This is a genomic window from Haloarcula argentinensis DSM 12282, assembly GCA_000336895.1.
In the GTDB taxonomy this organism is placed as follows: domain Archaea; phylum Halobacteriota; class Halobacteria; order Halobacteriales; family Haloarculaceae; genus Haloarcula; species Haloarcula argentinensis.
In genome coordinates this window covers 361311-381834 of record AOLX01000015.1, presented here as the reverse complement: position 1 = coordinate 381834, position 20524 = coordinate 361311, and the positions used below count along the sequence as shown (strand labels likewise).

General features: G+C 63.2%; 27 protein-coding genes and 1 tRNA gene. 18 read left to right on the top strand and 10 right to left on the bottom strand.

Features of this window, described 5'->3' with window-relative positions; translation table 11 throughout:
- Positions 1-8 precede the first annotated feature (8 nt).
- Entirely contained in the window at positions 9-989 is a 981-nt protein-coding gene (gene fen, locus C443_RS08700) for a flap endonuclease-1 (protein WP_005535647.1), read from the bottom strand.
- A gap of 86 nt (positions 990-1075) precedes the next feature.
- Positions 1076-1624: a GNAT family N-acetyltransferase gene (locus C443_RS08695; RefSeq protein ID WP_005535646.1), complete on the bottom strand. Its 549-nt coding sequence runs from the start codon at positions 1622-1624 to the stop codon at positions 1076-1078.
- A gap of 114 nt (positions 1625-1738) precedes the next feature.
- On the opposite strand from C443_RS08695, the gene C443_RS08690 reads away from it, so the two are divergent.
- Entirely contained in the window at positions 1739-2152 is a 414-nt protein-coding gene (locus C443_RS08690) for a DUF3054 domain-containing protein (protein ID WP_005535645.1), read from the top strand.
- Between the two features lie 35 nt (positions 2153-2187).
- Here the strand turns inward: C443_RS08690 and C443_RS21670 are convergent, their stop codons facing one another.
- Positions 2188-2355, bottom strand: coding sequence for a DUF7331 family protein (locus C443_RS21670; RefSeq protein ID WP_004518770.1), 168 nt, complete (start codon positions 2353-2355; stop codon positions 2188-2190).
- A gap of 477 nt (positions 2356-2832) precedes the next feature.
- Between C443_RS21670 and C443_RS08680 the strand changes: the two genes are divergently transcribed.
- Positions 2833-3066 (top strand): hypothetical protein, encoded by a 234-nt coding sequence (locus tag C443_RS08680; RefSeq protein WP_005535639.1) that lies wholly within the window; start codon positions 2833-2835, stop codon positions 3064-3066.
- A gap of 115 nt (positions 3067-3181) precedes the next feature.
- Positions 3182-4189 (top strand): ornithine cyclodeaminase family protein, encoded by a 1008-nt coding sequence (locus C443_RS08675; RefSeq protein WP_005535637.1) that lies wholly within the window; start codon positions 3182-3184, stop codon positions 4187-4189.
- 18 nt (positions 4190-4207) lie between these two features.
- On the opposite strand, the gene C443_RS08670 is transcribed toward C443_RS08675, so the two are convergent.
- From C443_RS08670 to srp19, 3 genes are all read right to left on the bottom strand, one after another.
- Positions 4208-5320, bottom strand: coding sequence for a presenilin family intramembrane aspartyl protease PSH (locus C443_RS08670; RefSeq protein WP_005535636.1), 1113 nt, complete (start codon positions 5318-5320; stop codon positions 4208-4210).
- Positions 5321-5395: 75 nt separating this feature from the next.
- Entirely contained in the window at positions 5396-5623 is a 228-nt protein-coding gene (locus C443_RS08665; protein WP_005535634.1) for an H/ACA ribonucleoprotein complex subunit GAR1, read from the bottom strand.
- Positions 5620-5898: a signal recognition particle subunit SRP19 gene (gene srp19 / locus C443_RS08660; protein ID WP_005535632.1), complete on the bottom strand. Its 279-nt coding sequence runs from the start codon at positions 5896-5898 to the stop codon at positions 5620-5622. The genes C443_RS08665 and srp19 overlap by 4 nt, the downstream gene beginning before the upstream one ends.
- Before the next feature lie 122 nt (positions 5899-6020).
- Here srp19 and C443_RS08655 point away from each other — a divergent pair, with 122 nt between their 5' ends.
- Entirely contained in the window at positions 6021-6797 is a 777-nt protein-coding gene (locus C443_RS08655) for a CAP domain-containing protein (protein WP_005535631.1), read from the top strand.
- Between the two features lie 868 nt (positions 6798-7665).
- On the opposite strand, the gene coxB is transcribed toward C443_RS08655, so the two are convergent.
- Positions 7666-8427, bottom strand: coding sequence for a cytochrome c oxidase subunit II (gene coxB / locus C443_RS08650; protein WP_005535629.1), 762 nt, complete (start codon positions 8425-8427; stop codon positions 7666-7668).
- Between the two features lie 142 nt (positions 8428-8569).
- Here coxB and cyoE point away from each other — a divergent pair, with 142 nt between their 5' ends.
- The 5 genes from cyoE (at position 8570) to C443_RS08625 (ending at position 12880) form a co-directional block, all read left to right on the top strand.
- Positions 8570-9961, top strand: a complete 1392-nt coding sequence (gene cyoE / locus C443_RS08645) for a heme o synthase (protein ID WP_005535627.1) — start codon at positions 8570-8572, stop codon at positions 9959-9961.
- Positions 9958-10659: a DUF7546 family protein gene (locus C443_RS08640; RefSeq protein ID WP_005535625.1), complete on the top strand. Its 702-nt coding sequence runs from the start codon at positions 9958-9960 to the stop codon at positions 10657-10659. The genes cyoE and C443_RS08640 overlap by 4 nt, the downstream gene beginning before the upstream one ends.
- Positions 10660-10690: 31 nt before the next feature.
- Positions 10691-10930, top strand: coding sequence for an Rdx family protein (locus C443_RS08635; RefSeq protein ID WP_005535623.1), 240 nt, complete (start codon positions 10691-10693; stop codon positions 10928-10930).
- Positions 10931-11201: 271 nt separating this feature from the next.
- On the top strand, positions 11202-12143 hold the full coding sequence (locus C443_RS08630; RefSeq protein ID WP_005535621.1) for an ABC transporter ATP-binding protein: 942 nt from the start codon (positions 11202-11204) through the stop codon (positions 12141-12143).
- On the top strand, positions 12140-12880 hold the full coding sequence (locus tag C443_RS08625; protein WP_005535620.1) for an ABC transporter permease: 741 nt from the start codon (positions 12140-12142) through the stop codon (positions 12878-12880). The genes C443_RS08630 and C443_RS08625 overlap by 4 nt, the downstream gene beginning before the upstream one ends.
- A gap of 17 nt (positions 12881-12897) precedes the next feature.
- On the opposite strand, the gene C443_RS08620 is transcribed toward C443_RS08625, so the two are convergent.
- Positions 12898-13437: a protein-tyrosine phosphatase family protein gene (locus tag C443_RS08620; RefSeq protein WP_005535619.1), complete on the bottom strand. Its 540-nt coding sequence runs from the start codon at positions 13435-13437 to the stop codon at positions 12898-12900.
- A gap of 161 nt (positions 13438-13598) precedes the next feature.
- Here C443_RS08620 and cofD point away from each other — a divergent pair, with 161 nt between their 5' ends.
- From cofD to C443_RS08595, 5 genes are all read left to right on the top strand, one after another.
- Positions 13599-14591, top strand: coding sequence for a 2-phospho-L-lactate transferase (gene cofD / locus C443_RS08615; RefSeq protein WP_005535618.1), 993 nt, complete (start codon positions 13599-13601; stop codon positions 14589-14591).
- On the top strand, positions 14591-15337 hold the full coding sequence (locus tag C443_RS08610; protein ID WP_005535617.1) for a tRNA-dihydrouridine synthase: 747 nt from the start codon (positions 14591-14593) through the stop codon (positions 15335-15337). Before cofD ends, C443_RS08610 begins: the two co-directional genes overlap by 1 nt.
- Positions 15310-16173 (top strand): triphosphoribosyl-dephospho-CoA synthase, encoded by an 864-nt coding sequence (locus C443_RS08605; RefSeq protein ID WP_005535616.1) that lies wholly within the window; start codon positions 15310-15312, stop codon positions 16171-16173. The genes C443_RS08610 and C443_RS08605 overlap by 28 nt, the downstream gene beginning before the upstream one ends.
- A 26-nt stretch (positions 16174-16199) precedes the next feature.
- The gene (locus C443_RS08600) at positions 16200-16796 is read left to right on the top strand and encodes a DUF447 domain-containing protein (RefSeq protein WP_005535615.1); all 597 of its coding nucleotides are present in this window, start codon (positions 16200-16202) and stop codon (positions 16794-16796) included.
- Positions 16797-16987: 191 nt separating this feature from the next.
- Positions 16988-17179, top strand: a complete 192-nt coding sequence (locus C443_RS08595) for a 30S ribosomal protein S17e (protein WP_004516807.1) — start codon at positions 16988-16990, stop codon at positions 17177-17179.
- A gap of 62 nt (positions 17180-17241) precedes the next feature.
- On the opposite strand, the gene C443_RS08590 is transcribed toward C443_RS08595, so the two are convergent.
- A complete protein-coding gene (locus C443_RS08590) occupies positions 17242-18303 on the bottom strand; it encodes an Mrp/NBP35 family ATP-binding protein (protein WP_005535611.1) in 1062 nt (353 codons plus the stop codon).
- Between the two features lie 164 nt (positions 18304-18467).
- Positions 18468-18767, bottom strand: a complete 300-nt coding sequence (locus C443_RS08585) for a hypothetical protein (RefSeq protein WP_005535610.1) — start codon at positions 18765-18767, stop codon at positions 18468-18470.
- 216 nt (positions 18768-18983) lie between these two features.
- On the opposite strand from C443_RS08585, the gene C443_RS08580 reads away from it, so the two are divergent.
- The 4 genes from C443_RS08580 to C443_RS08565 all read left to right on the top strand — a co-directional run bounded on the left by C443_RS08580 (position 18984) and on the right by C443_RS08565 (position 20524).
- A tRNA-Ser gene (locus C443_RS08580) sits at positions 18984-19068 on the top strand.
- 21 nt (positions 19069-19089) lie between these two features.
- Positions 19090-19623: a 30S ribosomal protein S13 gene (locus C443_RS08575; RefSeq protein ID WP_005535607.1), complete on the top strand. Its 534-nt coding sequence runs from the start codon at positions 19090-19092 to the stop codon at positions 19621-19623.
- Positions 19623-20138 carry a 30S ribosomal protein S4 gene (locus C443_RS08570; protein WP_005535605.1) on the top strand — a complete coding sequence of 172 codons (516 nt, stop codon included), beginning with the start codon at positions 19623-19625 and terminating at the stop codon, positions 20136-20138. The genes C443_RS08575 and C443_RS08570 overlap by 1 nt, the downstream gene beginning before the upstream one ends.
- Positions 20135-20524 (top strand): 30S ribosomal protein S11, encoded by a 390-nt coding sequence (locus C443_RS08565; RefSeq protein WP_005535604.1) that lies wholly within the window; start codon positions 20135-20137, stop codon positions 20522-20524. Before C443_RS08570 ends, C443_RS08565 begins: the two co-directional genes overlap by 4 nt.

Genomic DNA, 20524 nt, shown 5'->3' with positions numbered 1-20524 from the left:
GTCTGCTGTCACGCCCAGCGGTCGAGTCCGGTCTGGACAACCGAGTCATCAATACGTTCGAACCCGCGAGCGACCTCGTCAGCGTCGACCTCCCACTGCTCGGTGACGAACGCTCGGGCGGCATCGATATCCGGCTCGATGCTGTCCGGAATCTCGTAGTCGTCAGTCACTGCGGGGTCGAGAAACAGGTCCCGGATGCGGTCGGCGTGGTCGATGTGCTCCCCACGGGCCTCAAGCACCGCGTAGAGGTCGCCATGCTCGTGGAGATCTTTGACGGCTGTTTTGGGGCCGATACCGGAGATACCCTCGTTGAAGTCCGTCCCCATCAGAATCGCCGCGTCGACCAGTTGCTCCCAGGAGAGGTCGTGTCGTTCAAGCGTGGCCGCAAAGTCCATCAGCTCGGGGTCACCCTTCGACGTGATCTGCCGGAGCGTCATCGGCGCACCGAACAGGAGCGCGTCGTAGTCTTCAGTTCCGACGTAGTCTACGTCGCCCCGCCGGGCCATCACCGACGCCTGCCCCTCGCCTTCTGCCGGGGCGTCGACGATAGGGACGTCGAGCAGTTCCAGCAGGTCCCGCGTCGTGTCGACGATAGTGTCGGTCAGCCGCTGCGTGCGTGAGTCAAGCTTGGCGACGCGGGTGCTGTCGCCCGCTTCCCGGGCCGCCTCCAGCTCGGATTCGTATTTCTCGCGTTGCTCCCGCCGCTTCTCGACCTCGTCGTCTTTGAGGTCCGTGACCGCGCCGTCGAAGACGAACACCGGCGTGAGGTCGTGCTCGAAGAACTTCGGCAAGCCCTGCACGACGCCGATGAGGTTCGCCACCTCCTCGCCGTCGCTGGTGGTGTATTTCGACTCACTGGTGAACTTCACCGTCGTCGTCAGATAGCGATAGAGCCAGTTGTGGGCGTCAACGGCAACGACACTCCCGCCGAGGTCGTCGAACGACACGTCCGACAGGGCCGCGAGCGACCGTAAATCAGCGTTTCCCATTGGCAGGCCTTTGGCCGACAGCGGTTTGAATCTCTCGGAGACGACGTATTACTCCGTGATGGCGCAGTCGGTGCCGGTCGGGCGACTCAGTCGGTCCGTGGGGACGGCTGTTCGGCCCAGTCGTCGAGGACTGATGGCGGGTCGGCGTCGGCCTTCGTCGCGAGAAACGACTCCTCTTCGGGCGAGAGGTCGCGCTCTCGAAACAGGTCCAGCCCGTCCTGATACCGCTCGGTGCTACGGTCGCCCGGCCAGACGAGATCGAGTTCGGCCATCCCCGACTCCGCGCCGCTGAAACAGAACCCGGCCCGATAGGCGGCCTGATACGAAAACGGATTGTTGACGCCGATGGACACGCGCTCGAAGCCCCGATCCGTGGCCCGTTCCCGGACGAACCGGAGAAGACGGGCACCGAGCCGGTCGCCCTGCCGGTCCTGCCGAACGGTGATGTACCGGACACAGAGGGTATCTGCATCTGTCCGGTCGGCATCGAACGCGGCCGCGGCTACGACCCCATCGTCCCCGACGACAGCCTTTCCGGTCGAGGTCATCACGAACTTGCCCGCATACGCGAACTGCTCGTGGTCCAGCCGGAGCCGATGCCCGTTCTCGGGCCAGCCGAGCAGCGTGAACTCCATAGTCCAACTGGACGGGCCGCCCACTGTAATCAGTACTGGTCCCTGTTTTATCACACCAACCGCCGTCGTCGTTGAATCCGGGAGAGCGAAGTGCCCGGAGCCGAAACTGCCTGTATGAGCGTCTCGACGGTGGGGAACGGTCGTATCGAACTGTCCACTCGGACGGCACTGCTCGCTGTCGGCGACCTGCTGGCGATTGCCGTGTTCGTTGGCGTTGGCGAGCTGACCCACGGTATCAATCCGATACTCAATCCGGGTCGGTTCGCCGGGACGCTGACGCCCTTTTACGTCGGCTGGCTCCTCGTCGCGGGACTTGGGGGACTGTACACCGCCGGCGCGACCGCGACGATTCGAGCGGCTCTCGGCCGCACTATCGTGGGGTGGGTACTAGCGGTCGGGATCGCGCAGGGGCTCCGGTCAACGGCGGTGTTCCCTGGTAGTGCGGCGCTGACGTTCGCACTCGTCTCGGTGTTCGTTGGTGGGACGCTGTTGTTGCTCTGGCGCAGTGCAGTTACAATCGTAAAATAGGCGGCCCGTAGTAGAACTGGGGTGTCGATGACGGACTATCGCAGGTCGGCGACTTCGAGCGACTCTGTCGACTGAATCCATGCCTGATGGTTCTCCCGGTCGTAAATTACGAACTCTTCGTCTCCGATGTTCAGCTCGGCGTATCGTCGTTCTTGATCGTCGGTCGCGGCGTCCGTCGTGTTGTCCGTTGCGTTCGTGCTCATTGTCTCGTTTGGAATCGGTGTTCCGTTTTTCTCCGGTTCAACGTATTCTGGCGTACGTAATAAGGACATGGACCCAGTTATCACCGGAGAAAATAGCCCCCCTTACGACACCACGTATCCTCTAATCTAGTTCTCAAATTCTGAAAACGACTGTTTTGGTGGGTCCTATCCCGAGGAGCGGAGAGTGGTTGCAGTGGTTCCGATATGCCGATTTATAGCCACTTGATTTCATCTTTATGGGGAGATAGTACAGTCTGCCTGTGACCGCGGGCCAGCGATAGCAGGCCGTCCCCGTCCTTATATTGTGAGATGGTCACAAGGACAAGAGTATATTAATCTTTTCCCCGTATCCAACTCATAACTTATGAAGTTGTTACTCAGCGGCTACCAAATAAATTTGCAGGGGCCATTACGTGTATTATGCCGTATTTTAGGGAAACATTCATATACCCCTCCACCGTAGAATAATTCATACTTATGACGGGTTATTACGACATCATTCTCGGACTCATTCCGCTCGCCATGGCCGGCATCACCGCAACTCTGTTCGTTGCCGGCTTCGAACTGACGACGGCGATTCCGATGGCTTCTGTCGTAACAGTCGGTCTCATCGGCCATGCGATGTTCGTCCGTGCCCCCGTCGACCCGGTTCCGAACGACGCGTCGACTCAGCAGGGCGCGCAGTCGGACCCGCTACAGACTGCGGACTGAGCGCTGTCCCACCCGTCTACTTTCGTATTTTCGATAGATATCCAGTGACCGGTCCCGGGTCGAACAGATTGGCACTGCCGGGCAGTATAAGAGTCGCTCGCCCAAACGACGGAGTATGACGACAGATGCGACAGCGCTGTTCTTGCAGAGTGACGAGGTCGCCGACCTCGCTGAACCCACCGAGTACGTCGACGCCGTCAGAGAGGGGTATCGCCAGCGTGGCGAGGGTGCCCCGGCGACGCCCAGAACAACGCTGTTCTCGGACGAGCCCGCCGGCATGTTGACGGGCTATCTCGCGATTCTTCCCGACACCGGTGCGATGGGCGGGTACACCTACGCGGCCGGTTTCAGCGGGCAAGACGCACACTTCACGCTCCCGATATTCGACTCCGACAGCGGCGACCCGCTCGCTGTCCTCGACGGTGCGAGCATGAACCCGCACAAGACCGGCGCGGCCGGGGCGGTCGGTGTCGACGCACTGGCCCGCCGTGACGCCAGCGACCTCGCAGTGATCGGCAGCGGTGCACAGGCTCGCGGCCAGGTCCGTGCGACGGCGACAGTCCGTGATTTCGATCGCATCGAAGTGTACTCCCCGACGGCCGGTAGCCGGGAGTCCTTTGCCGCGGAGATGAACGATGCACTGGACCCGACAGTGGCTGCCGTCGCGTCCCCGTCCGCAGCAATCGAAGGCTCCGATGTCGTTATCACGGCTACCAGTGCGAGCGAACCGGTGTTCGACGGCGACCTACTCGAACCGGGAACCCACGTGACTGCGATGGGCCAGTACCACCCCGAGAAGAACGAACTGGACGCAACGACAATCGAACGCGCAACGTACGTTCCGGACCTGCGCGAGCGGGTGACACAGGACGCCGGGTCGTTCATCAACGCCCTCGATGCGGGCGTCATCGACGAGGACCACGTCCACGCCGAGCTAGGTGATATCGTCGCCGGCAACGCACCCGGGCGGCAGTCTCCCGAAGAGGTCACCGTGTTTGATTCGGGCGGCACGGCCATCGAAACCGTCGCTGCGGGCCACATGCTGTATGAGCGGGCGAAGGCCGAGGGCCGCGGTGAGGAGATCGATTTCGCGCCCGCGAGCAAAGCCCTGACTGGGCGGTAACGGTCGCTGGAACGCCGATTAGAGGTACGGTCCGAGACCGAGGGCGTCGATCAGACTGATACCGGCGGCGAGCGCGCCGACGATGTAGCCGGCGATAGTTCCACCGTTCAATAGCGGGAGTCCCGCGTGTGCGCGCCCTTTCAGCACCATCCACAGTAGTACTGTCAGACCGACGTAGGACCCGATCATCGCGGTCAGCGCCGGCAACGGGACGCCGAATACCGACAGTACGTCCGACGAGGCGAAGAACGCAGCGCTGGCGACGAGTATCGACGGGATGATGGCGTCACCGAGACCGATAAACAGCGCATCGCGCTCTAGCGGGTCGGCGTGAACGTCAGCACTTTCGTCTGCTTTGCCAGTCTCTGTCGCTTCGTCGGGACGTTCCGCCGGCTGGCTCCCATCCGCAACTGTCGGACCGTCCGCGTCGGTTCCGGATTCTGTGGTCACCGGCTCCTCGGTCGCGTCGTCCGCTGCTGGGGGACCGTCGCTCGTCTCGTCTTCCGCCGTCGGGTCCGGCGCCGTTGCGTCGAGATAGGAGTACGACAGCGTCATCGGGATCACGAGGACGACAGGGACCTTGAGGTCCATGACGCCCGAAGCCAGCGTGAGCATGTGCTCAGTCCCGTAGACGCTGATCGCATCGTACACGGCGAGGACTGTCAACAGGACGAGCGCTGGCAACACCCCGAAACTGATACCGAACAGGCCGGCGGCGGCAGCCCCCATCACGGCACCGGCGCTGTCGATAACGTACCACTCCGGATAGATCAGCAGCGCCGTTCCCAGACCCAGCGCTAACAGGACGGCGACGACGTTGAGGCCGGCGAACGTGAACACCGGCGGCACCAGCACCTGAAACACGTACAGAGAGAGCCAGGCCGCTGAGAAGACGATGAGCCCGCGAATGAGCTGATCCACGTCGTAGCGGAAGGCAAGCAACATAACCGCCGTCGCGACCAGAATCGCCCCGATGTACATGAGGCTGTTCGTGGGGTCAGACGGGTCCTCGACGGCCTGGTAGCCAGCCGATTCGAAGGGCTGGACTAGCGCCAGCGCGCCGAGCTGGACGAACAGGAAGATACCAGCGATGAGGCCACACCCGCCGAGGATTCGCCACCGTCGCTCCATGCACACACGTGCTGCAGGAACCGGTTTGAGCGTTACGAAGCAGAGGTGGATAGGCGCCAGCGGTTCGGAGGACTGTTACCGCGCGTACAGGACCGTGCCGACCAGCACCGGGAGATGCACGCTGTCGTTCGGCGAGACTGCGAGGTACGGGCGCTCGACCGGACCGAACACGTCGACGACGGAGCCAACCGTCTGGAGTTCCTCGTCGACCACGTCGGTCCCCACAGCCGCGTACTCGTCGTCGGGCGCCCGAACGACGGCCAGTCCCTGTGCGACCCGCGAGACAGTGCCGATGCGTTTCATTCACGGAGCGCCTGCATATAGGCCGCCACGGCCCCGAGCAGGTCGCTTTTGGTCGCATCGTCCGCGTCCTTGACGACGACCCGCCCGCGGGCCTCGTACTCGCGTGGATACGTCTTGTCCCGTTCGATGACTGCGTCGTAACCGACCTGCTGGACGGCCTTGGCGATCTCGTCGACAGTCGGCTCTTCGACGGCCAGGTTAAGTGACACGCGACGCCCGTCGCTGCGCGAGTGGTTGGCGTCGAGTGCCACCGGCCAGATAACGTTCTCGACCATACCGGGAGTGGCCGCCCGTGGCATATATGGGTTATCGTCACCGTCGATAGGAGATGAAATGATAATTAGACTAAATATATGAAGAATCAAGCTTACATACCTCTGTAATCTATCCGTGGCATATGGTAAAGAAAGGGTTACTCGCTATCGCCGCCGTGGTGCTCCTCGTAGTTTTAGGGACGGGAGTCCTTATCGGAGCACAGTTCGCGGGCGGGACAGCGGATACGTCGACACAGACAGCTGATTCACAGAGCGACGACGGCGGCGGCGGTAATGGCGGTAGTTCAACGGCGACGGCAACAGCCGGTAACAGTACGACGCCAACACCAGCGGCGGAACCAAATGGAACAGTGACCGAGACAGCAACTCCACGGCAGGAGTCGATCCCGGCACGGGAGTTCAACGAACAGAACGTCTCGAAATACGTCCGGCAGTTCCTCAATGAGGAACGCGAGGCCGCAGATGTCCCGCCGTTCGAATCGGGACTTCGGACAGAAGAAGACCTCAACGAGATGGCAAAGAACCACAGCGAGCAGATGGCCATCGAAGGGAATGCGATCCACAAGATCGACGGCGTCTCCAGTAAAGACCGGTACGAAGACACCGGCCTCTACGACCGGTGTACGTTCGACTCTGCAGAGGGCGAGTACATCGAGCAGCCGGGCCGAAATCGATTCGAAGCGGTTGGGAAGACAGTCGCCGGACAAACATATGAGGAGGGCGGCGAGGAGCGATTCCACGCCACCGACAAGGAAGTCGCCAGAAAGATTGTGGATGACTGGATGACGTGGCCGGACTACCGCGAACGACTTACGCTCCGCAACGCCAATCTCGTCGGCATCGGCGTGGAGATAACCGATACCGGCAACGTGTACGCGACTGCCAACATCTGCGGCTAACGGCTGGACGGGCGTACCGAGACACTGACAGCCGGGTCGTTTGTGAGCGCTGTGTGCTGCCACTGACACCTCTGTCTAAGTTCTACATTTCCCCAAGCGAACAGTGCCGTCGGTACCTCGCTACTCTCTGTGGCGACCCGTTTGGAAACCACTGGTGGCAGAACTCGATCAATCAACGGAACTCCACTAATACTATCTCCTGTGGCTAAGCCGGGTACAGCCGTCATACCGCTCACAAAACACTTAGATATACCATTTCACCACTTATTATGAATCGCCGACAACTCCTCTCACTCTCAGCACTTTCCATACCTCTCTCCGGTTGCGCCGAGTGGGATGGTAATGGCACAACCGAAAGTAACTCCCCAGCACCGGAGGCGACAGAAACGCCGGGCAAAACCGCCACTGAAACCGGGACGTCGCCTTCCACGGTATCGACACCGGAGTGTTGGCCATCGATGTGTGATGGGTCAAAGCTCGTAGAAGTCCAAGTCGTTGGTGCGTTCTCGGGTACTGTTGTCCTACTAGCCACATGCCAGGACAAAGAAGTTTCAATTCCACCGGGGGGATCAGTCCAGATTAACCGCGATACGGGCACTCAGACCTGTCGAATTGTGCTCTCTGTCGACGGCAAGCAGGAATTCAGTGATACGGTTACGGCCACCAGAGCGTGGATCTGACAGTCGGTTCAGACGGCGAAGTAACTGACAGATAGATTGTTCAGTAACGGACTGGCGGGCCGCTTTGGCTCTCTTACTCGACTTGGTCTGACTCCCAGTCACCGCACCGAAATACATGGTCTGCTGGACGGGTGGAATGGTCCGCAGTTCGGTCAGTTCTCGGACGGAAAAAGCCGCTCAGTTACGCGTTACTCGCCGCTGCTTTCGGAGTCGCCACCGCTCTTCTGCTCTGCCAGCCAATCCTCGTATTCGTCCTGCGGGACGACCTCAACGGTCCCGAGCATCTGTGAGTGTCCAGAGCCACAGTATTCAGCACAGTAGAGCTGATAGGTGCCAGTGTTATCTGCGTTGGTCCGGAGGCGGTTGTACTGGCCGGGGAACGCGTCTGATTTCAGTCCAAGTCCAGGCACGTGGAACGCGTGTAGCCAGTCCTTCGACGTAACCCGCAAGGATACGTCCTGATTGGCCGGTATCTTCAGGTCCGTCGTGGTGGTCACTTCCGCTTCACCGTCCCAGCTCGACTCGTTGTAGTAGAACGTCCAGCCGTACCGCTGGGCTTCGACGGTGATGAGTTCAGTGTCCTGTTCCTGCAGTGCGGCTTGGTCACCGGCCTCGGCGGTGACGTACGGGCTCGCCATCACCTGGTAGGAGGTGACGCCGACGAACAGAAGAATGATCGCCGTCGCGATGGTCCAAGTGACTTCGAGTCGGCGGTTCTCCTGCGTCGGAAGCGCCTCTTCCTGATTACGGAATCGCCAGACGGTGTAGATCAGAATCCCTTCGACGAGGACCGTAATCGGGATCGCCACGTACAGGAGGTTCATGTTCAGCCCCCAGATGAGGCTATCCGTCGTCGAGTCCTGAATCTGTGCGGCGGCGGCCGGCTCGGCGGCGAGCGCGAGCAACGCAGCACCGAACAGAGCGACCAGACCGGCGCGTTTCCGGGTCATGGATGCGGCTTAGGATTTCGGGGATAAATAACTGCTGTCTTCGCCGCAGGCCCCCGATTTGCAGCGATAGGGCAGCGGAGCGGCTCCGGACAGAGACAGCGGAATCGCGAGGTCTAAGTGGCCAGCATCGAAGGATACAATAATGGCAGAGAGCCGGACCTTCACCGGGCTGCTCGCCGCGACCGCCGTCGGCGTGTACTTGCTAGTTCTCGCCGGCGCGACAACGACGCTTACGGATGCGGCGGCAGCCTGTACTACATGGCCGCTGTGTGACGGACCGGTCGACGTAACGAACACGGCCCTATTAGTCGCCTGGGGACATCGACTCGTCGCAGCCGCCGTCGGACTCCTCGTTGTGGCTGTGGCCCTTATCGGGCTCCGATCCGGCTGCCGCGGCCGTGTCAAGGCAGCTATCCTCCTTGGCACCGCGCTGTACCCGGTCCAGATAGCGCTCGGCGCCGTCGTCGCGACGAGCACCGAGACGGCACTCCCCGGTGCCCACCTCGCTCTAGGAATGGGCATCTTCGGCTCGTTCGTGCTGGCTCTCGCGTGGCACCTCGAAGCTGAGACGGGCAGTGATGACGAGACTCCAGTGAAGAACCCGACGCCCGCGCCGGAACCGACCGGAGACGAAATCGGTGGCCGGACCACCACACTCTCTCTCCGCGAACGGCTCATCGGGACCGCATCCGCGTACTTCCGCCTGATGAAGCCCCGGCTGATGTGGCTCTTGTGTCTGGTCGCTGCGGCCGGAATGGCACTCGCCGCCGGGCAGACGCTCACTGTTCGGACGGTGTTGCTCACGCTCGGGGGCGGCGTCCTCTCTATCGGCGCGTCGGGGACGTTCAACCACGTCCTCGAACGCGACATCGACAAGCGCATGGACCGGACCTCGGACCGTCCCATCGCAACCCACCAGATCCCGGTCCGGAACGCGCTGGCTTTCGGCCTGCTCCTGTCGCTTGCGTCACTGTGGCTGTTCTGGCAGGTGAACGCGCTCGTAGCGGTCCTCGGGCTGACTGCGATTGTGTTCTACAGCGTCATCTACACGCTCGTGTTGAAGCCCAACACCGTCCAGAACACTGTCATCGGCGGAGCCGCCGGCGCACTGCCGGCGCTTATCGGCTGGGTCGCCGCTGACGGGTCGGTCGGTCTTCCGGGCGTCGTCCTCGCCGTGGTCATCTTCCTTTGGACGCCAGCGCACTTCTACAACCTCGCGCTCGCGTACAAGGACGACTACGAGGCGGGCGGCTTCCCGATGATGCCGGTTGTCCGCGGCGAGACGGAGACGCGCAAGCACATCGTCTACTATCTCGGGGCGACGCTCATCTCAGCAGGTGTTCTGGGTGTGCTCACGCCGCTTGGCTGGCTGTACGCCGTCACGTCGGTGTTGCTGGGTGCGGTGTTCCTCTGGGCCGTCATCCTGCTCCACCGCGAGCAGACCGAAGCGGCGGCGTTCCGGGCGTTCCACGCGTCGAACGCCTACCTCGGGGCGGTCCTGATCGCCATCGTCGTCGACGCACTGGCACTATGAGCACCACGACAGCGACTCTCAGAGATGCAGTCCCGGACACGCGCTCGCTGGTGACCTGGGCAGCCGTGTTGAACGCGGAGTTCATCCTCGTTCTGGGCTACGTCCTCAACACGGCCCAACCCGCGACGGACCCATTCCTGCTGGTGTTCCCGTTCATCTGGCTCAACATCGCCGGTCTCGTGTTTCTGCGAGTGCGGCCGGAACTGACCGACCGTCGTCGGACAATCGGCAGTGCGGTTATCGCTCTCGGCTATCTGCTCGTACTGGGGTACGTTGGCGGTGTGTACGGCACGGGTGGCCAGGGAACTGGTCTCCGATTGGTCACGCAGGCCCCGCCCGGGTTCTCGCCGACGGTCGTGTTCAGCGGTGCGACCCTCAGCGTAGTGCTCATCCCCTGGAAGATCGCCGGCTATCTGGCGCTCTCGTATCTGGTGTTCGTGACTGCCGTCGACGCGAGCGGCGGCGCGGTAGGCGGTATCGTCGGCCTCTTTTCGTGTGTCTCCTGTGTCCTCCCGATCATTGCGTCGATACTGGGTGGGTTCGTGGGCGTCGGGGCAACGCTGTCGCAGGCGGCCCTGTCCCAGTCGTATGGGCTCTCGACGATGGTGTTCGTCACCTCGGTCGGACTGCTGTACGGCGTCCACCGTTTCGACGTGACACTCGTTGGTCGGCTCCGAACACTGATCGACCGATCATAGAGCTTTCAGGCCAACGGACCTGAAGACCGGTATGAGCACCGTCGAAATCGAATACTGTGTTCCATGTGGATTCCGCGAGCGAGCAGTAAACGTCCAGCAAGCGATTTTATCCGGACTTGAGCGTGAACTCGACAGCGTCCGACTGGTCATGGGCGACCACGGCGTGTTCAGAATTAGTGTCGACGACGAGACCGTCTACGACAAAGCCGAGGCTGGCGACGAGTTCGACGTGGACGCCATCGTGCGTGAGATCAGATCACACGTTATGTAGCAAGTCACAGTGTACTGTCAGCGGACCCCTGCGGTGAAGCTGCCATTCGTGTGTGACGCTACACCTCACAACAAACTATTTATTGTTTTGCTGTGACATCTTCGGCAAATGGCGACGAAAACCGAGTTCTGTGACCACTGTGAAGAGACGAACCCAGTCGTCACGGACAAGCCGTGGCTCCCCGCTGTCTGTCTTGAGTGTGGCCGCAACGTGTAGCCGATAGTCGCGCGAGAACGGAACTGCTTTCGGCCACCCGACCGGACGAGGGCGCATGGACGAGGTACTGGTCGCGTCGGATGTCGGGCGGCGCTACGGCGAGACGGTCGCACTTGACGGCGTGTCGCTGACGGCGACCGCTGGAGAAGTGCTCGCGCTGGTCGGTCCCAACGGGGCTGGCAAGACCACGCTGGTACGAGCGTTGACCGGAACGACGGACGCGACTGGCGAGGTACAGCTGTTCGGCCAGTCGCCCAGAACGGTCGCCCGCGACCGAATCGGGCTGTTGCCACAGTCGTTTTCGCCCCACGAGCGACTGACGGCGCGGGAACTGCTCGAATACTACGCCGGCCTGTACGACGATACCCGCGATGTCGAGGCCGTCCTCGACGATGTCGGTCTGGCCGACACCGCGAGCACCACATACGAGAATCTCTCGGGCGGGCAGCAGCGACGGACCTGCGTCGCGACGGCGCTCATCAACGACCCGGATCTGCTCGTACTGGACGAGCCGACGACCGGTATCGATCCGGCCGGTCGGCGTGACCTCTGGCGACTGTTGGAGGGACTCGCCGACCGCGGCGTGACGATACTCGTCACGACCCACTACATGGAGGAGGCCCAGCGGCTCGCGGACCGCGTTGGCCTCCTCGCAGACGGGACGCTCATCGCACTCGACTCGCCGGAGCAGCTCGTGGCCGAGCACGGTGGCGACAGCCAGCTCATCGTCGATGGCTCCTTCGGCGACGCTGCCGTCTCAGCCATCGACTACCCGGCGGAGACAGCGATCCGGAACGGCCGGCTGGTCGTCTACGGCATCCGCCCGGAGTCTATCGGCAACATCACTGAGCAACTGGGGCAGGCGGGCATCGAGTACGACAGTCTGACCTGGAAACAGCCGGACTTGGAGGACGTGTACCTCGAACTCACCGGGACGGCCGTCGGCCAGCGCGGTGAACCGCAGCAGACGGAGCCGGTCGCAGGTGGTGCACAATGAGCCGGTTGGGGCGACTCACGGCAGAGACGCGCGCGGCGTCGCTGGCCTTCCTCCGGCGACGGACGGCCGTCTTCTTCACGTTCTTCTTCCCGGTCATCATCGTCGTTATCTTCGGCGTGCTGGTCCAGACCCAGCCGGGCGGCGGCGGGCTGTTCACCGAGCCGCCGAGCTTCTACGCGCCGGGGTATCTGGCCGTCGTCGTCCTGTTTACCCCGCTTTCGCGCGTCGGGAGCGAGGTGGCGCGACATCGGGACGGCAACCGCTTCGAGAAGCTGGCGACGACGCCACTGACCCGGACCGAGTGGCTGCTGGCACAGACGCTCGTCAACGTCGTCATCATCGGTATCGCCGGTCTCCTGATTCTAGGCCTGATGGTGTGGCTCACCGGCGCGACCATCCGACCGTCCGGCCTGTTACTCCCCTTTGTCGGCCTCGGCGTCGCGCTGTTCTGTGCCGTCGGGGCGATGTTGGGGAGCCTCGCGGACTCACAGGACGGCGTCATCGCAGCGAGCAACGGCCTTGCACTTCCGCTGCTCTTCCTCTCGGAGACGTTCGTCCCACAGACTCTCCTGCCTGCGTGGCTGCCGACGTGGCTCTCGCCGCTGACATACTTCTCGCGTGGCGTCCGTGCGGCGACGACCGGCACTGGTGATGCGCTCGGCCCGCTTGCCGTTCTCACCGCCTGCGCTGTCGTCGGCTTTGTGATCGGTGCGCGGTTGCTCCCACGGACAGACTGAGCGCCGACCGAACTTTTCTATAGGCGCGCGACCGACGACAGCAGGTCGGACAGTTCCGCCGCAGTCGCGTTCCCCGCTTCGATAGCGTCTCTGGGGTCACGACCCATCTCCTGCACGGTCTCGATGGCGCGGTCGGGGCCGTAGTCGTAATGATACACCAGCCATGCGGCGAGCACCTGTCCGGTCCGGCCGATGCCGGCCAGACAGTGAACGACGACTCGCTCCTCTGACTCGCAGGCGTCAACCAGAAACGGCAGGATCTCGTCGTGAAGGCGGTCTCGGGGGATAAGTCGGTGGTCGGGAACCGGTACGTGGCGGACTGATGACGCTCCGAAGGCCTCCCGATAGCGCCGGAGGTTAGCCCCAGCGTCGTCGAGCTGTTGGCCGGGAAGCAGACAGCAAATCCGCTCGATGTCGTGTGCCTGCATGTGTTCGATCCAATCATCGATAGCGTCCTGCTGCGTGGCGGCCGTATGCCAGCCGGGCGCACAGGAGCCGTAGACGTACTCTTCGTTGGAGGTTGCAGGCGCGAAGCGGTGTGGATTCACGATGGGCATAGCACCCGTTATCCTGCCTATCCTACCGACCCCCTTCACTCTACCCTCCCAGTTCTCAGCTGTGATTCTCCGAATAGAAGTCGGTCTCTGCGAGATCACATTTCGGCCCTATCCGGTTTCAGTGACCACGTTTATACTGTCAGTTCCCCCTACGTCGAGACATGGTGACGTTTCTTGCCGGCGGGACGGGAACGCCGAAGCTCCTCGCCGGTGCCGACGACGTGTTTTCGCCGACGGCGACGACTGTCGTCGCCAACACCGGTGACGATATCGAACTGGGGGGGCACCTCGTCTGTCCGGACCTCGATACCGTCCTGTTTCTTGACGGTGAGGTCCTCGACCGAAAGACGTGGTGGGGGATCGCCGACGACACCGCCGAGACACACACTGAACTGACGCGGCTGGCCGACGCCGCCGGGCTCGACGGTGGCCCACGATACCTCCCTGATGACGCACAGACTGCGGGCCGAGACATCGCCCGCTGGCGACGGTTCTCCGGTGTCGCAGAGTTCATGCACATCGGCGATCGGGACCGCGCAGTCCACGTCACGCGCACCTCGCTGCTTGACGAAGGGTGCTCACTGACAGACGCGACGCGGACGCTTGCGGACGCGTTCGAGCTGGAGCGGACGCTGTTACCGATGAGCGACGACCCTGTCGCGTCTATCATTCACACCCCGAACGGCCCAATGCACTTTCAGGAGTGGTGGGTAGGACACAACGGAGAACCCTTGGTCGAAGACGTGGAGTTCCGAGGCTCTGAGACGGCCAGCGCAACCGACGCAGTCCTGACTGCACTCGACGATACTGTGGTCATTGGTCCGTCGAACCCTGTGACTTCGCTCGGGCCAATGCTCGCTATCGACGACATCGAACAGGCACTGCACGAGACAACGGTGGTCGCCGTCTCGCCGTTCATCGAAGACACAGTGTTCTCGGGGCCGGCGGCTGACCTGATGGCCGGCGTTGGACTTGAGCCAAGCACCGCCGGTGTGGCCGAGGCCTACCCCTTCGCTGACGCGTTCGTACTTGACGACGACGATTCGACGCCGCTTGACGTACCGGCCGTCCGAACTGACACGACCCTCAACGACGCGGCCGACGCCGAGCGGGTGAACCGCACGGTCGAGACTGCTCTTTCGGAGGTGGCCTGATGTTCGAGCCGCGCGTCGCCCTCGCAAGTCTGAGCGGGGAGGCCGACGCTTCGTGGGCCCGCGCGGTCGAATCCCACGTCGGGTGTGCGGTCCTCGGCGGTATCGCGCTCGATGACCGGACCCGCGAGGCCGCCCGAGCGATGACGGACCGCGACCGCTCCGAGTTCCTGCCGGACGAGCCGATCGCGTTCGTCGACGACCAGTTGGCTGCGCTCGCAGACGCACCGCTGCGTCCGGCGTTCAACGTCCGGAGCGCGACACTTGATCCTGTGTCGCGTGCCGCTGCCGTCTGTCAGCGCCACGGGGCAATCGTCGAAATCAATGCCCACTGCCGGCAAGACGAGATGTGCGCCGCCGGTGCCGGCGAGTCGCTGCTCCGGGAACCGGACCGACTGGCGGCGTTCGTGGAAGCAGCAGCGTCGACAGGGGCGACAGTCTCGGTGAAGGGGCGTGCCGAACTCGATGGCGTTTCGCTCCCAGGCGTTGCACAGACTATCGAAGATGCCGGCGGTGACATGTTCCACGTCGATGCAATGGACACGGAACCGGTCATCGCCGACGTGGCCGACGCCACCGACCTGTTCGTCGTGGCGAACAACGGCGTTCGCGGGACGGCGACCACACGAGAGTACCTCTCGTATGGTGCTGACGCCGTCAGCGTCGGTCGTGCGAGCGACAGGCCGGAGCTACTCGGCGAAGTCCAACAAACGACAGCGGAGTGGTTCACGTCGGAGGTGTCACCGTGACCGGGCGGTCTGTTGCACAGAACGCCCAGCTGGCACTGTTACTGGAGGTCTCCGGCACGCCGAAACCGGGTAACGTCGACCGCGAGCGAGAGTACGACGACCTCCGGTTCGAGCACTTCATGGCCGGCGCTGTGGGGGCGCGTTCGGGACTAGACCAGGCCGCCGCGGGCGACTCCATCGGCCCCGCGTTCGAGACAGCCGTCGAAGGAATGGCAGGCCAATCGGGTGGGAATACACAATTCGGGGCGCTGCTGGTGCTCACACCGTTAGTGGCCACGGCCGCTGACGGGCGACTGTCACCGTCCGGCGCGGACGCTGTGGTCCGTGAGACGACCGTCGAGGATGCGGCGGCGTTCTACCGCGCGTTCGAGCACGTCGATGTGGCTGTCGACGACCCGCCAGACGGGCTGGAACCGCTCGACGTTCGCCGTGGAAGCGATGCGGTTCCCGAACTCCGGGCGCGCGATATGGCGCTGTTCGACGTGATGGAGTCCAGTGCCGATATCGACGGCGTGGCCGCGGAGTGGGTCTCCGGCTTCGAGCGCGTCTTCGAGGCTAGCGAGTGGCTACTGGACAGGTCTGGTCCGGTCGCCAACCGCGCGTCCGAGGTCTTCCTCGAACTGCTCGCGGCGGAACCGGACACGTTCGTCGTCACGCGTCAGGACCGCGAAACCGCCGAGGAGGTCCAAGAGCGGGCACAGGCTGTTCTCGACGGCGACGGAGACGCAACCGATCTCGCCGAGGAGTTCGTCAGGCGTGACATCAATCCCGGAACGACTGCCGACCTCGTTGCGGGTTCGCTGTTCGTCGCGCTGGAACGGGGGCTCGACGTGTGACGGGGGACTCCACTGAGGATGGTAGCATGGACACCGGTGGCTCTGGGACGGAGTGGCCCGTCACGCTCGCTGGCGTCTCCGAGACAGTCGTCACAACACTGGGCCCGAACGAGCGCTGGAACGTGGCTGCGCTGGGCGTTCATGCACCAGATGGCGATGGGCCAGCCACGGCGACGACGTGGGGCCGAACCCGGACTTGGCGGAACTTCCGGGAGCGAGAGTGTGGCTACGTTCAGTTCACACGCGATCCGGTTGACTTCGCCGAGGCGGCGCTGTCGGTCCGCGAGGAGGACGACCCCGTCCTCGACAGCGCGGACGCCTGGGTACAGGTTAATATCGAACAGCGTGACTTCGGGACGGAGGGCGACACACAGTGGGTCGAGTGGGCGTTGCACCCCGTCGACAGCGCTGTTGAGCGCCGTGTCGTCCCGACGACGAACCGCGGCCACGCCGCCGTCGTCGAGGCGACCGTCGCGGCCTCACGGCTGGATGTACCGAGCTACGACCGAGAGACGCTGCTGGATCGTCTCGCGTACTTCGAGTCCGTGGTCGAAACAGCCGGTGGTGAGCGCGAGCGCGCGGCCTTCGAGCGCGTCCGCGACCTAGTCGACGCTGACTGGTAGGGGACTCCGAACGGAATTTGGGGCATGCAGGCGACACACAACGGTCCGAGACAGGCTGTGTCGCACTCTTGCGGGACCTGCCACGGCGACGATCAGCGCACGGTTGCGGGTCGTCGCCCCCCTACTGATAAACATTCGCGTGCGTGGTCCGTTCCGAACCCTTTTTGAGTGCGACCAAGCAAGTAGCGCGCATGGCAATCAAACCCGCCTACGTCAAGAAGACCGGGACGCTCCTCATGGAGCGATACCCTGACGCCTTCGGTGCAGACTTCGAACACAACAAAGACGTCGTCGAGGAACTGACCAACATCGAGTCCAAGGGTGTCCGCAACCGCATCGCAGGCTACGTGACCCGGAAGATGAACAACCCGGTCGAAGCGTAACTCGGTTCTTTCTCTCTGTCTCCCGCGGCATCTGAGCTGCTGCTCCCTCCAGCCACTGCCCGCTACTGTTCGGGCTGGGCGCGCTGGCTGTCGCTCTGGCGCTTCCGGTGGATGATGCCCTGCATGTTCGCGGTGCGGGCAGCGATGTCGCGGAACGACTCGCCGACGTCGCTGTCCTCGTCGAGCACGAGCGGCTCGCCGGTGGCTCCGCCCTCCCTGACTTCGGGGTCAAGCGGGATCTCGCCAAGGAACGGCATCTCCGTTTCGTCGGCGAACTCGCGGCCGCCACCGCTGCCGAAGATGTCGTGCGTGCCACCACAGTCCGGACAGACGAACGACGACATGTTCTCGACGATGCCCAGCACGGGGGTTTCGTGGCGACCGAACATCCGGAGTCCCTTCCGGGCGTCGTCGAGGGCGACTTCCTCCGGCGTGGTGACGATGACAGCCCCGGAGACGGGCACCTGCTGGAGCATCGTCAGCTGCGTGTCGCCGGTCCCCGGCGGCAGGTCCACGACCATGTAGTCGAGTTCGCCCCAGAGCACGTCGTCCCACAGTTGCGTGAGGACGTTGTCGACCATCGGGCCGCGGAAGATGACCGGGTCGTCCTTGCCCACGAGGAAGTCCATGCTCATCAGCCGCATCCCGTGTTTCTCGACGGGAATTATCTCTTCGTCCTCTGTCGCTTGCGGCTGTTCGTCAGCATCGAGCATCCGTGGGACGTTCGGCCCGTACACGTCGGCGTCGAACAGTCCCACACGGGCACCGAGCCGTGAGAGGCCGGCAGCGAGGTTCACCGCGACGGTGGACTTGCCGACGCCGCCCTTGCCCGAGGCGACCGCGATGACGTTTTTGACCTTCGGGAGCGGGTCCTCCGCTTCCGGGACGCCGCGGTCGACACTCGCCGAGAGGTCGATCTCGCGGTCCATGTCACCCAGCGCCTCGCGGACCTCGTTCGCGATGCTCGTCTCCGTCGGCGAATACGGCGCACCGAGCGCCAGGTCGATGCTGACCTCGTCGTCAGTCACGTCGATGCTGTTGATCAGCCCGAGCGAGACGATATCGTCGCCAAGATCCGGGTCCTCGACCGCTTGCAGGCGCTCGCGTACGTCATCTGTATTCATGCACAGGGTTAGGCTCTGGAGGTGCGATAAGGATTGTGACACCGCCGGACACGGCAGTAACCGAATTGGCGGCATCGAGATGTGCTGGCTCCAGTTATCGTAGCTCTCGCGTGCGCAAGCGCATGAGATCAAATACAAAAATCGGTACAGCAGCCGTCTCGGACTCAAGGCCGTCGAAACACGTAGATGCTGCCGTCGTCAAGTTCGGCGCGTAGCTCACCGCTGTCGTGGTCGAACACGAGCCGCTCCGGCGTCCCGGCAAAGGAGTGTAGCGGCATGCCGGTGTCTATCGCGCCGTCGGGGGCCACTGTGACGTGTGTGCGGCCGCCGAAGTCGGCCCGGAGCGTCCCGTCGTCCGCCTCGGTCACGGCGTTCGGTCCCGCGAACCGTTCCAGCTGGCCGCGAACCGCCGTTCGGTCGGTCGGGTCGATGCCACCGCCACCGTCGGTGATATGCCGGCGCATACGTTGACATGTGGTCCCAGTGACGAGTGTATTGTGCCGGCCCCACCAACGACCTGAGGCCTGTTACTCCATGCCTCAGTGGGTATGCCTTACAATGACGCGCCCGGCCCCCTTCGTTGCGTTTAAATACAACCCCGGAATAGAATCGAATAGACTCGTGTAGGGGGACCGGCCCCCGAGTCCGCGTGCTGCGGGCGCGAGTGTCATAGAACGCGTGTCGTGGTAGCCAAGCCTGGCCCAAGGCGCAGGGTTGCTAACTCTGTGGCGTACAGCCTCCGGGGTTCGAATCCCCGCCACGACGCTCACCCATCAGTACCTACATATGAGTGCAGAAGACCCCAACGCGGGCGAGGACGCGGATGCCGAAGAGGAGGAGGACATCCGCTATTTCGTCCGTATCGGACAGACAGACCTCGACGGGACGAAATCCGTCGAGCGAGCACTGACAGAACTGAACGGTATCGGCCACCGGGCCGCCCGAATTATCGCCCAGAAGGCGGACGTCGACCGGCGCGCTGTCTTCGGCAAGCTCGACGACGACGTCATCGAGCGCGTCGTCGACCGTGTCGAGAACTTCGCCGACGATGTGCCCGAGTGGATGACCAACCACCAGAAGGACTACTTCACCGGTGAGACCACCCACGAGACCGGCAACGACCTCCAGCTTACCCGCCGGCAGGACATCAACCGCATGAAGATGATCGACTCCTACCGCGGTGTCCGCCACAAGCGCGGCCAGAAGGTCCGTGGACAGCGTACCAAGTCCACCGGCCGAACGGAGGGGACCATCGGCGTCAACGTCGAGGCGATCAAGGAAGAGCAGGCTGAGGAAGCCGCTGCGGAGGATGACGAATAATGGCGCTTGGTTCAAACACGAAGTTCTACGAGACGCCGAATCATCCCTTCCAGGGCGAACGCATCGCCGACGAGGCCAACCTCATCGGCCGCTACGGCCTGAAGAACAAAGAAGAGCTCTGGCGCGCACAGTCCGAGCTTCGTGGCTACCGCCGTGAGGCCCGGAAGCTGCTGGGCAGCGCCGGCGAGCACGAGACTGAGTCTGCGGAGTTCCTCGCTCGGCTCAAGCGCTACGGCATCCTCAACGAGCAGGACCAGCTCGACGACGTGCTGTCGCTCGACGTGACCGACGTGCTGGAACGTCGCCTGCAGACGGTCGTTTACCGCAAGGGCTACGCGAACACGCCCGAACAGGCCCGTCAGTTCATCGTCCACGGACACATCGTGCTGGACGACGCTCGCGTCACCCGACCCGGCATGACGGTCGAAACCGCCGTCGAGAGCTCGGTCGGCTTCGACGAGCACAGCTCGCTGTCGGACGAACTCCATCCTGAGCGCGCGGAGGCCCAAGAATGAGCGAAGACACCGAAGACATCTGGGGCATCGCCCACGTGCACGCATCGTTCAACAACACGATCATCACCATCACCGACCAGACCGGCGCGGAGACGCTCGCGAAGAGCTCCGGCGGGACGGTCGTCAAGCAGAACCGCGACGAAGCGTCGCCGTACGCGGCGATGCAGATGGCCGAGGTCGTTGCGGAGAAGGCCCTCGACCGTGGCGTCGAAGGCGTCGATGTTCGGGTCCGCGGTCCCGGCGGCAACCTCCAGACTTCGCCCGGTCCGGGTGCGCAGGCGACGATCCGCGCACTCGCCCGAGCAGGCCTGGAGATTGGTCGCATCGAGGACGTTACGCCGACCCCGCACGACGGCACTCGTGCACCCAAGAACTCCGGATTCTAA

Excerpts from the sequence above, each read along its gene's own strand:
- fen (WP_005535647.1), bottom strand. The coding sequence starts at position 989 with ATGGGAAACGCTGATTTACGGTCGCTCGCGGCCCTGTCGGACGTGTCG.
- C443_RS08695 (WP_005535646.1), bottom strand. The coding sequence starts at position 1,624 with ATGGAGTTCACGCTGCTCGGCTGGCCCGAGAACGGGCATCGGCTCCGG.
- C443_RS08690 (WP_005535645.1), top strand. The coding sequence starts at position 1,739 with ATGAGCGTCTCGACGGTGGGGAACGGTCGTATCGAACTGTCCACTCGG.
- C443_RS21670 (WP_004518770.1), bottom strand. The coding sequence starts at position 2,355 with ATGAGCACGAACGCAACGGACAACACGACGGACGCCGCGACCGACGAT.
- C443_RS08680 (WP_005535639.1), top strand. The coding sequence starts at position 2,833 with ATGACGGGTTATTACGACATCATTCTCGGACTCATTCCGCTCGCCATG.
- C443_RS08675 (WP_005535637.1), top strand. The coding sequence starts at position 3,182 with ATGACGACAGATGCGACAGCGCTGTTCTTGCAGAGTGACGAGGTCGCC.
- C443_RS08670 (WP_005535636.1), bottom strand. The coding sequence starts at position 5,320 with ATGGAGCGACGGTGGCGAATCCTCGGCGGGTGTGGCCTCATCGCTGGT.
- C443_RS08665 (WP_005535634.1), bottom strand. The coding sequence starts at position 5,623 with ATGAAACGCATCGGCACTGTCTCGCGGGTCGCACAGGGACTGGCCGTC.
- srp19 (WP_005535632.1), bottom strand. The coding sequence starts at position 5,898 with ATGGTCGAGAACGTTATCTGGCCGGTGGCACTCGACGCCAACCACTCG.
- C443_RS08655 (WP_005535631.1), top strand. The coding sequence starts at position 6,021 with ATGGTAAAGAAAGGGTTACTCGCTATCGCCGCCGTGGTGCTCCTCGTA.
- coxB (WP_005535629.1), bottom strand. The coding sequence starts at position 8,427 with ATGACCCGGAAACGCGCCGGTCTGGTCGCTCTGTTCGGTGCTGCGTTG.
- cyoE (WP_005535627.1), top strand. The coding sequence starts at position 8,570 with ATGGCAGAGAGCCGGACCTTCACCGGGCTGCTCGCCGCGACCGCCGTC.
- C443_RS08640 (WP_005535625.1), top strand. The coding sequence starts at position 9,958 with ATGAGCACCACGACAGCGACTCTCAGAGATGCAGTCCCGGACACGCGC.
- C443_RS08635 (WP_005535623.1), top strand. The coding sequence starts at position 10,691 with ATGAGCACCGTCGAAATCGAATACTGTGTTCCATGTGGATTCCGCGAG.
- C443_RS08630 (WP_005535621.1), top strand. The coding sequence starts at position 11,202 with ATGGACGAGGTACTGGTCGCGTCGGATGTCGGGCGGCGCTACGGCGAG.
- C443_RS08625 (WP_005535620.1), top strand. The coding sequence starts at position 12,140 with ATGAGCCGGTTGGGGCGACTCACGGCAGAGACGCGCGCGGCGTCGCTG.
- C443_RS08620 (WP_005535619.1), bottom strand. The coding sequence starts at position 13,437 with ATGCCCATCGTGAATCCACACCGCTTCGCGCCTGCAACCTCCAACGAA.
- cofD (WP_005535618.1), top strand. The coding sequence starts at position 13,599 with ATGGTGACGTTTCTTGCCGGCGGGACGGGAACGCCGAAGCTCCTCGCC.
- C443_RS08610 (WP_005535617.1), top strand. The coding sequence starts at position 14,591 with ATGTTCGAGCCGCGCGTCGCCCTCGCAAGTCTGAGCGGGGAGGCCGAC.
- C443_RS08600 (WP_005535615.1), top strand. The coding sequence starts at position 16,200 with ATGGACACCGGTGGCTCTGGGACGGAGTGGCCCGTCACGCTCGCTGGC.
- C443_RS08595 (WP_004516807.1), top strand. The coding sequence starts at position 16,988 with ATGGCAATCAAACCCGCCTACGTCAAGAAGACCGGGACGCTCCTCATG.
- C443_RS08590 (WP_005535611.1), bottom strand. The coding sequence starts at position 18,303 with ATGAATACAGATGACGTACGCGAGCGCCTGCAAGCGGTCGAGGACCCG.
- C443_RS08585 (WP_005535610.1), bottom strand. The coding sequence starts at position 18,767 with ATGCGCCGGCATATCACCGACGGTGGCGGTGGCATCGACCCGACCGAC.
- C443_RS08575 (WP_005535607.1), top strand. The coding sequence starts at position 19,090 with ATGAGTGCAGAAGACCCCAACGCGGGCGAGGACGCGGATGCCGAAGAG.
- C443_RS08570 (WP_005535605.1), top strand. The coding sequence starts at position 19,623 with ATGGCGCTTGGTTCAAACACGAAGTTCTACGAGACGCCGAATCATCCC.
- C443_RS08565 (WP_005535604.1), top strand. The coding sequence starts at position 20,135 with ATGAGCGAAGACACCGAAGACATCTGGGGCATCGCCCACGTGCACGCA.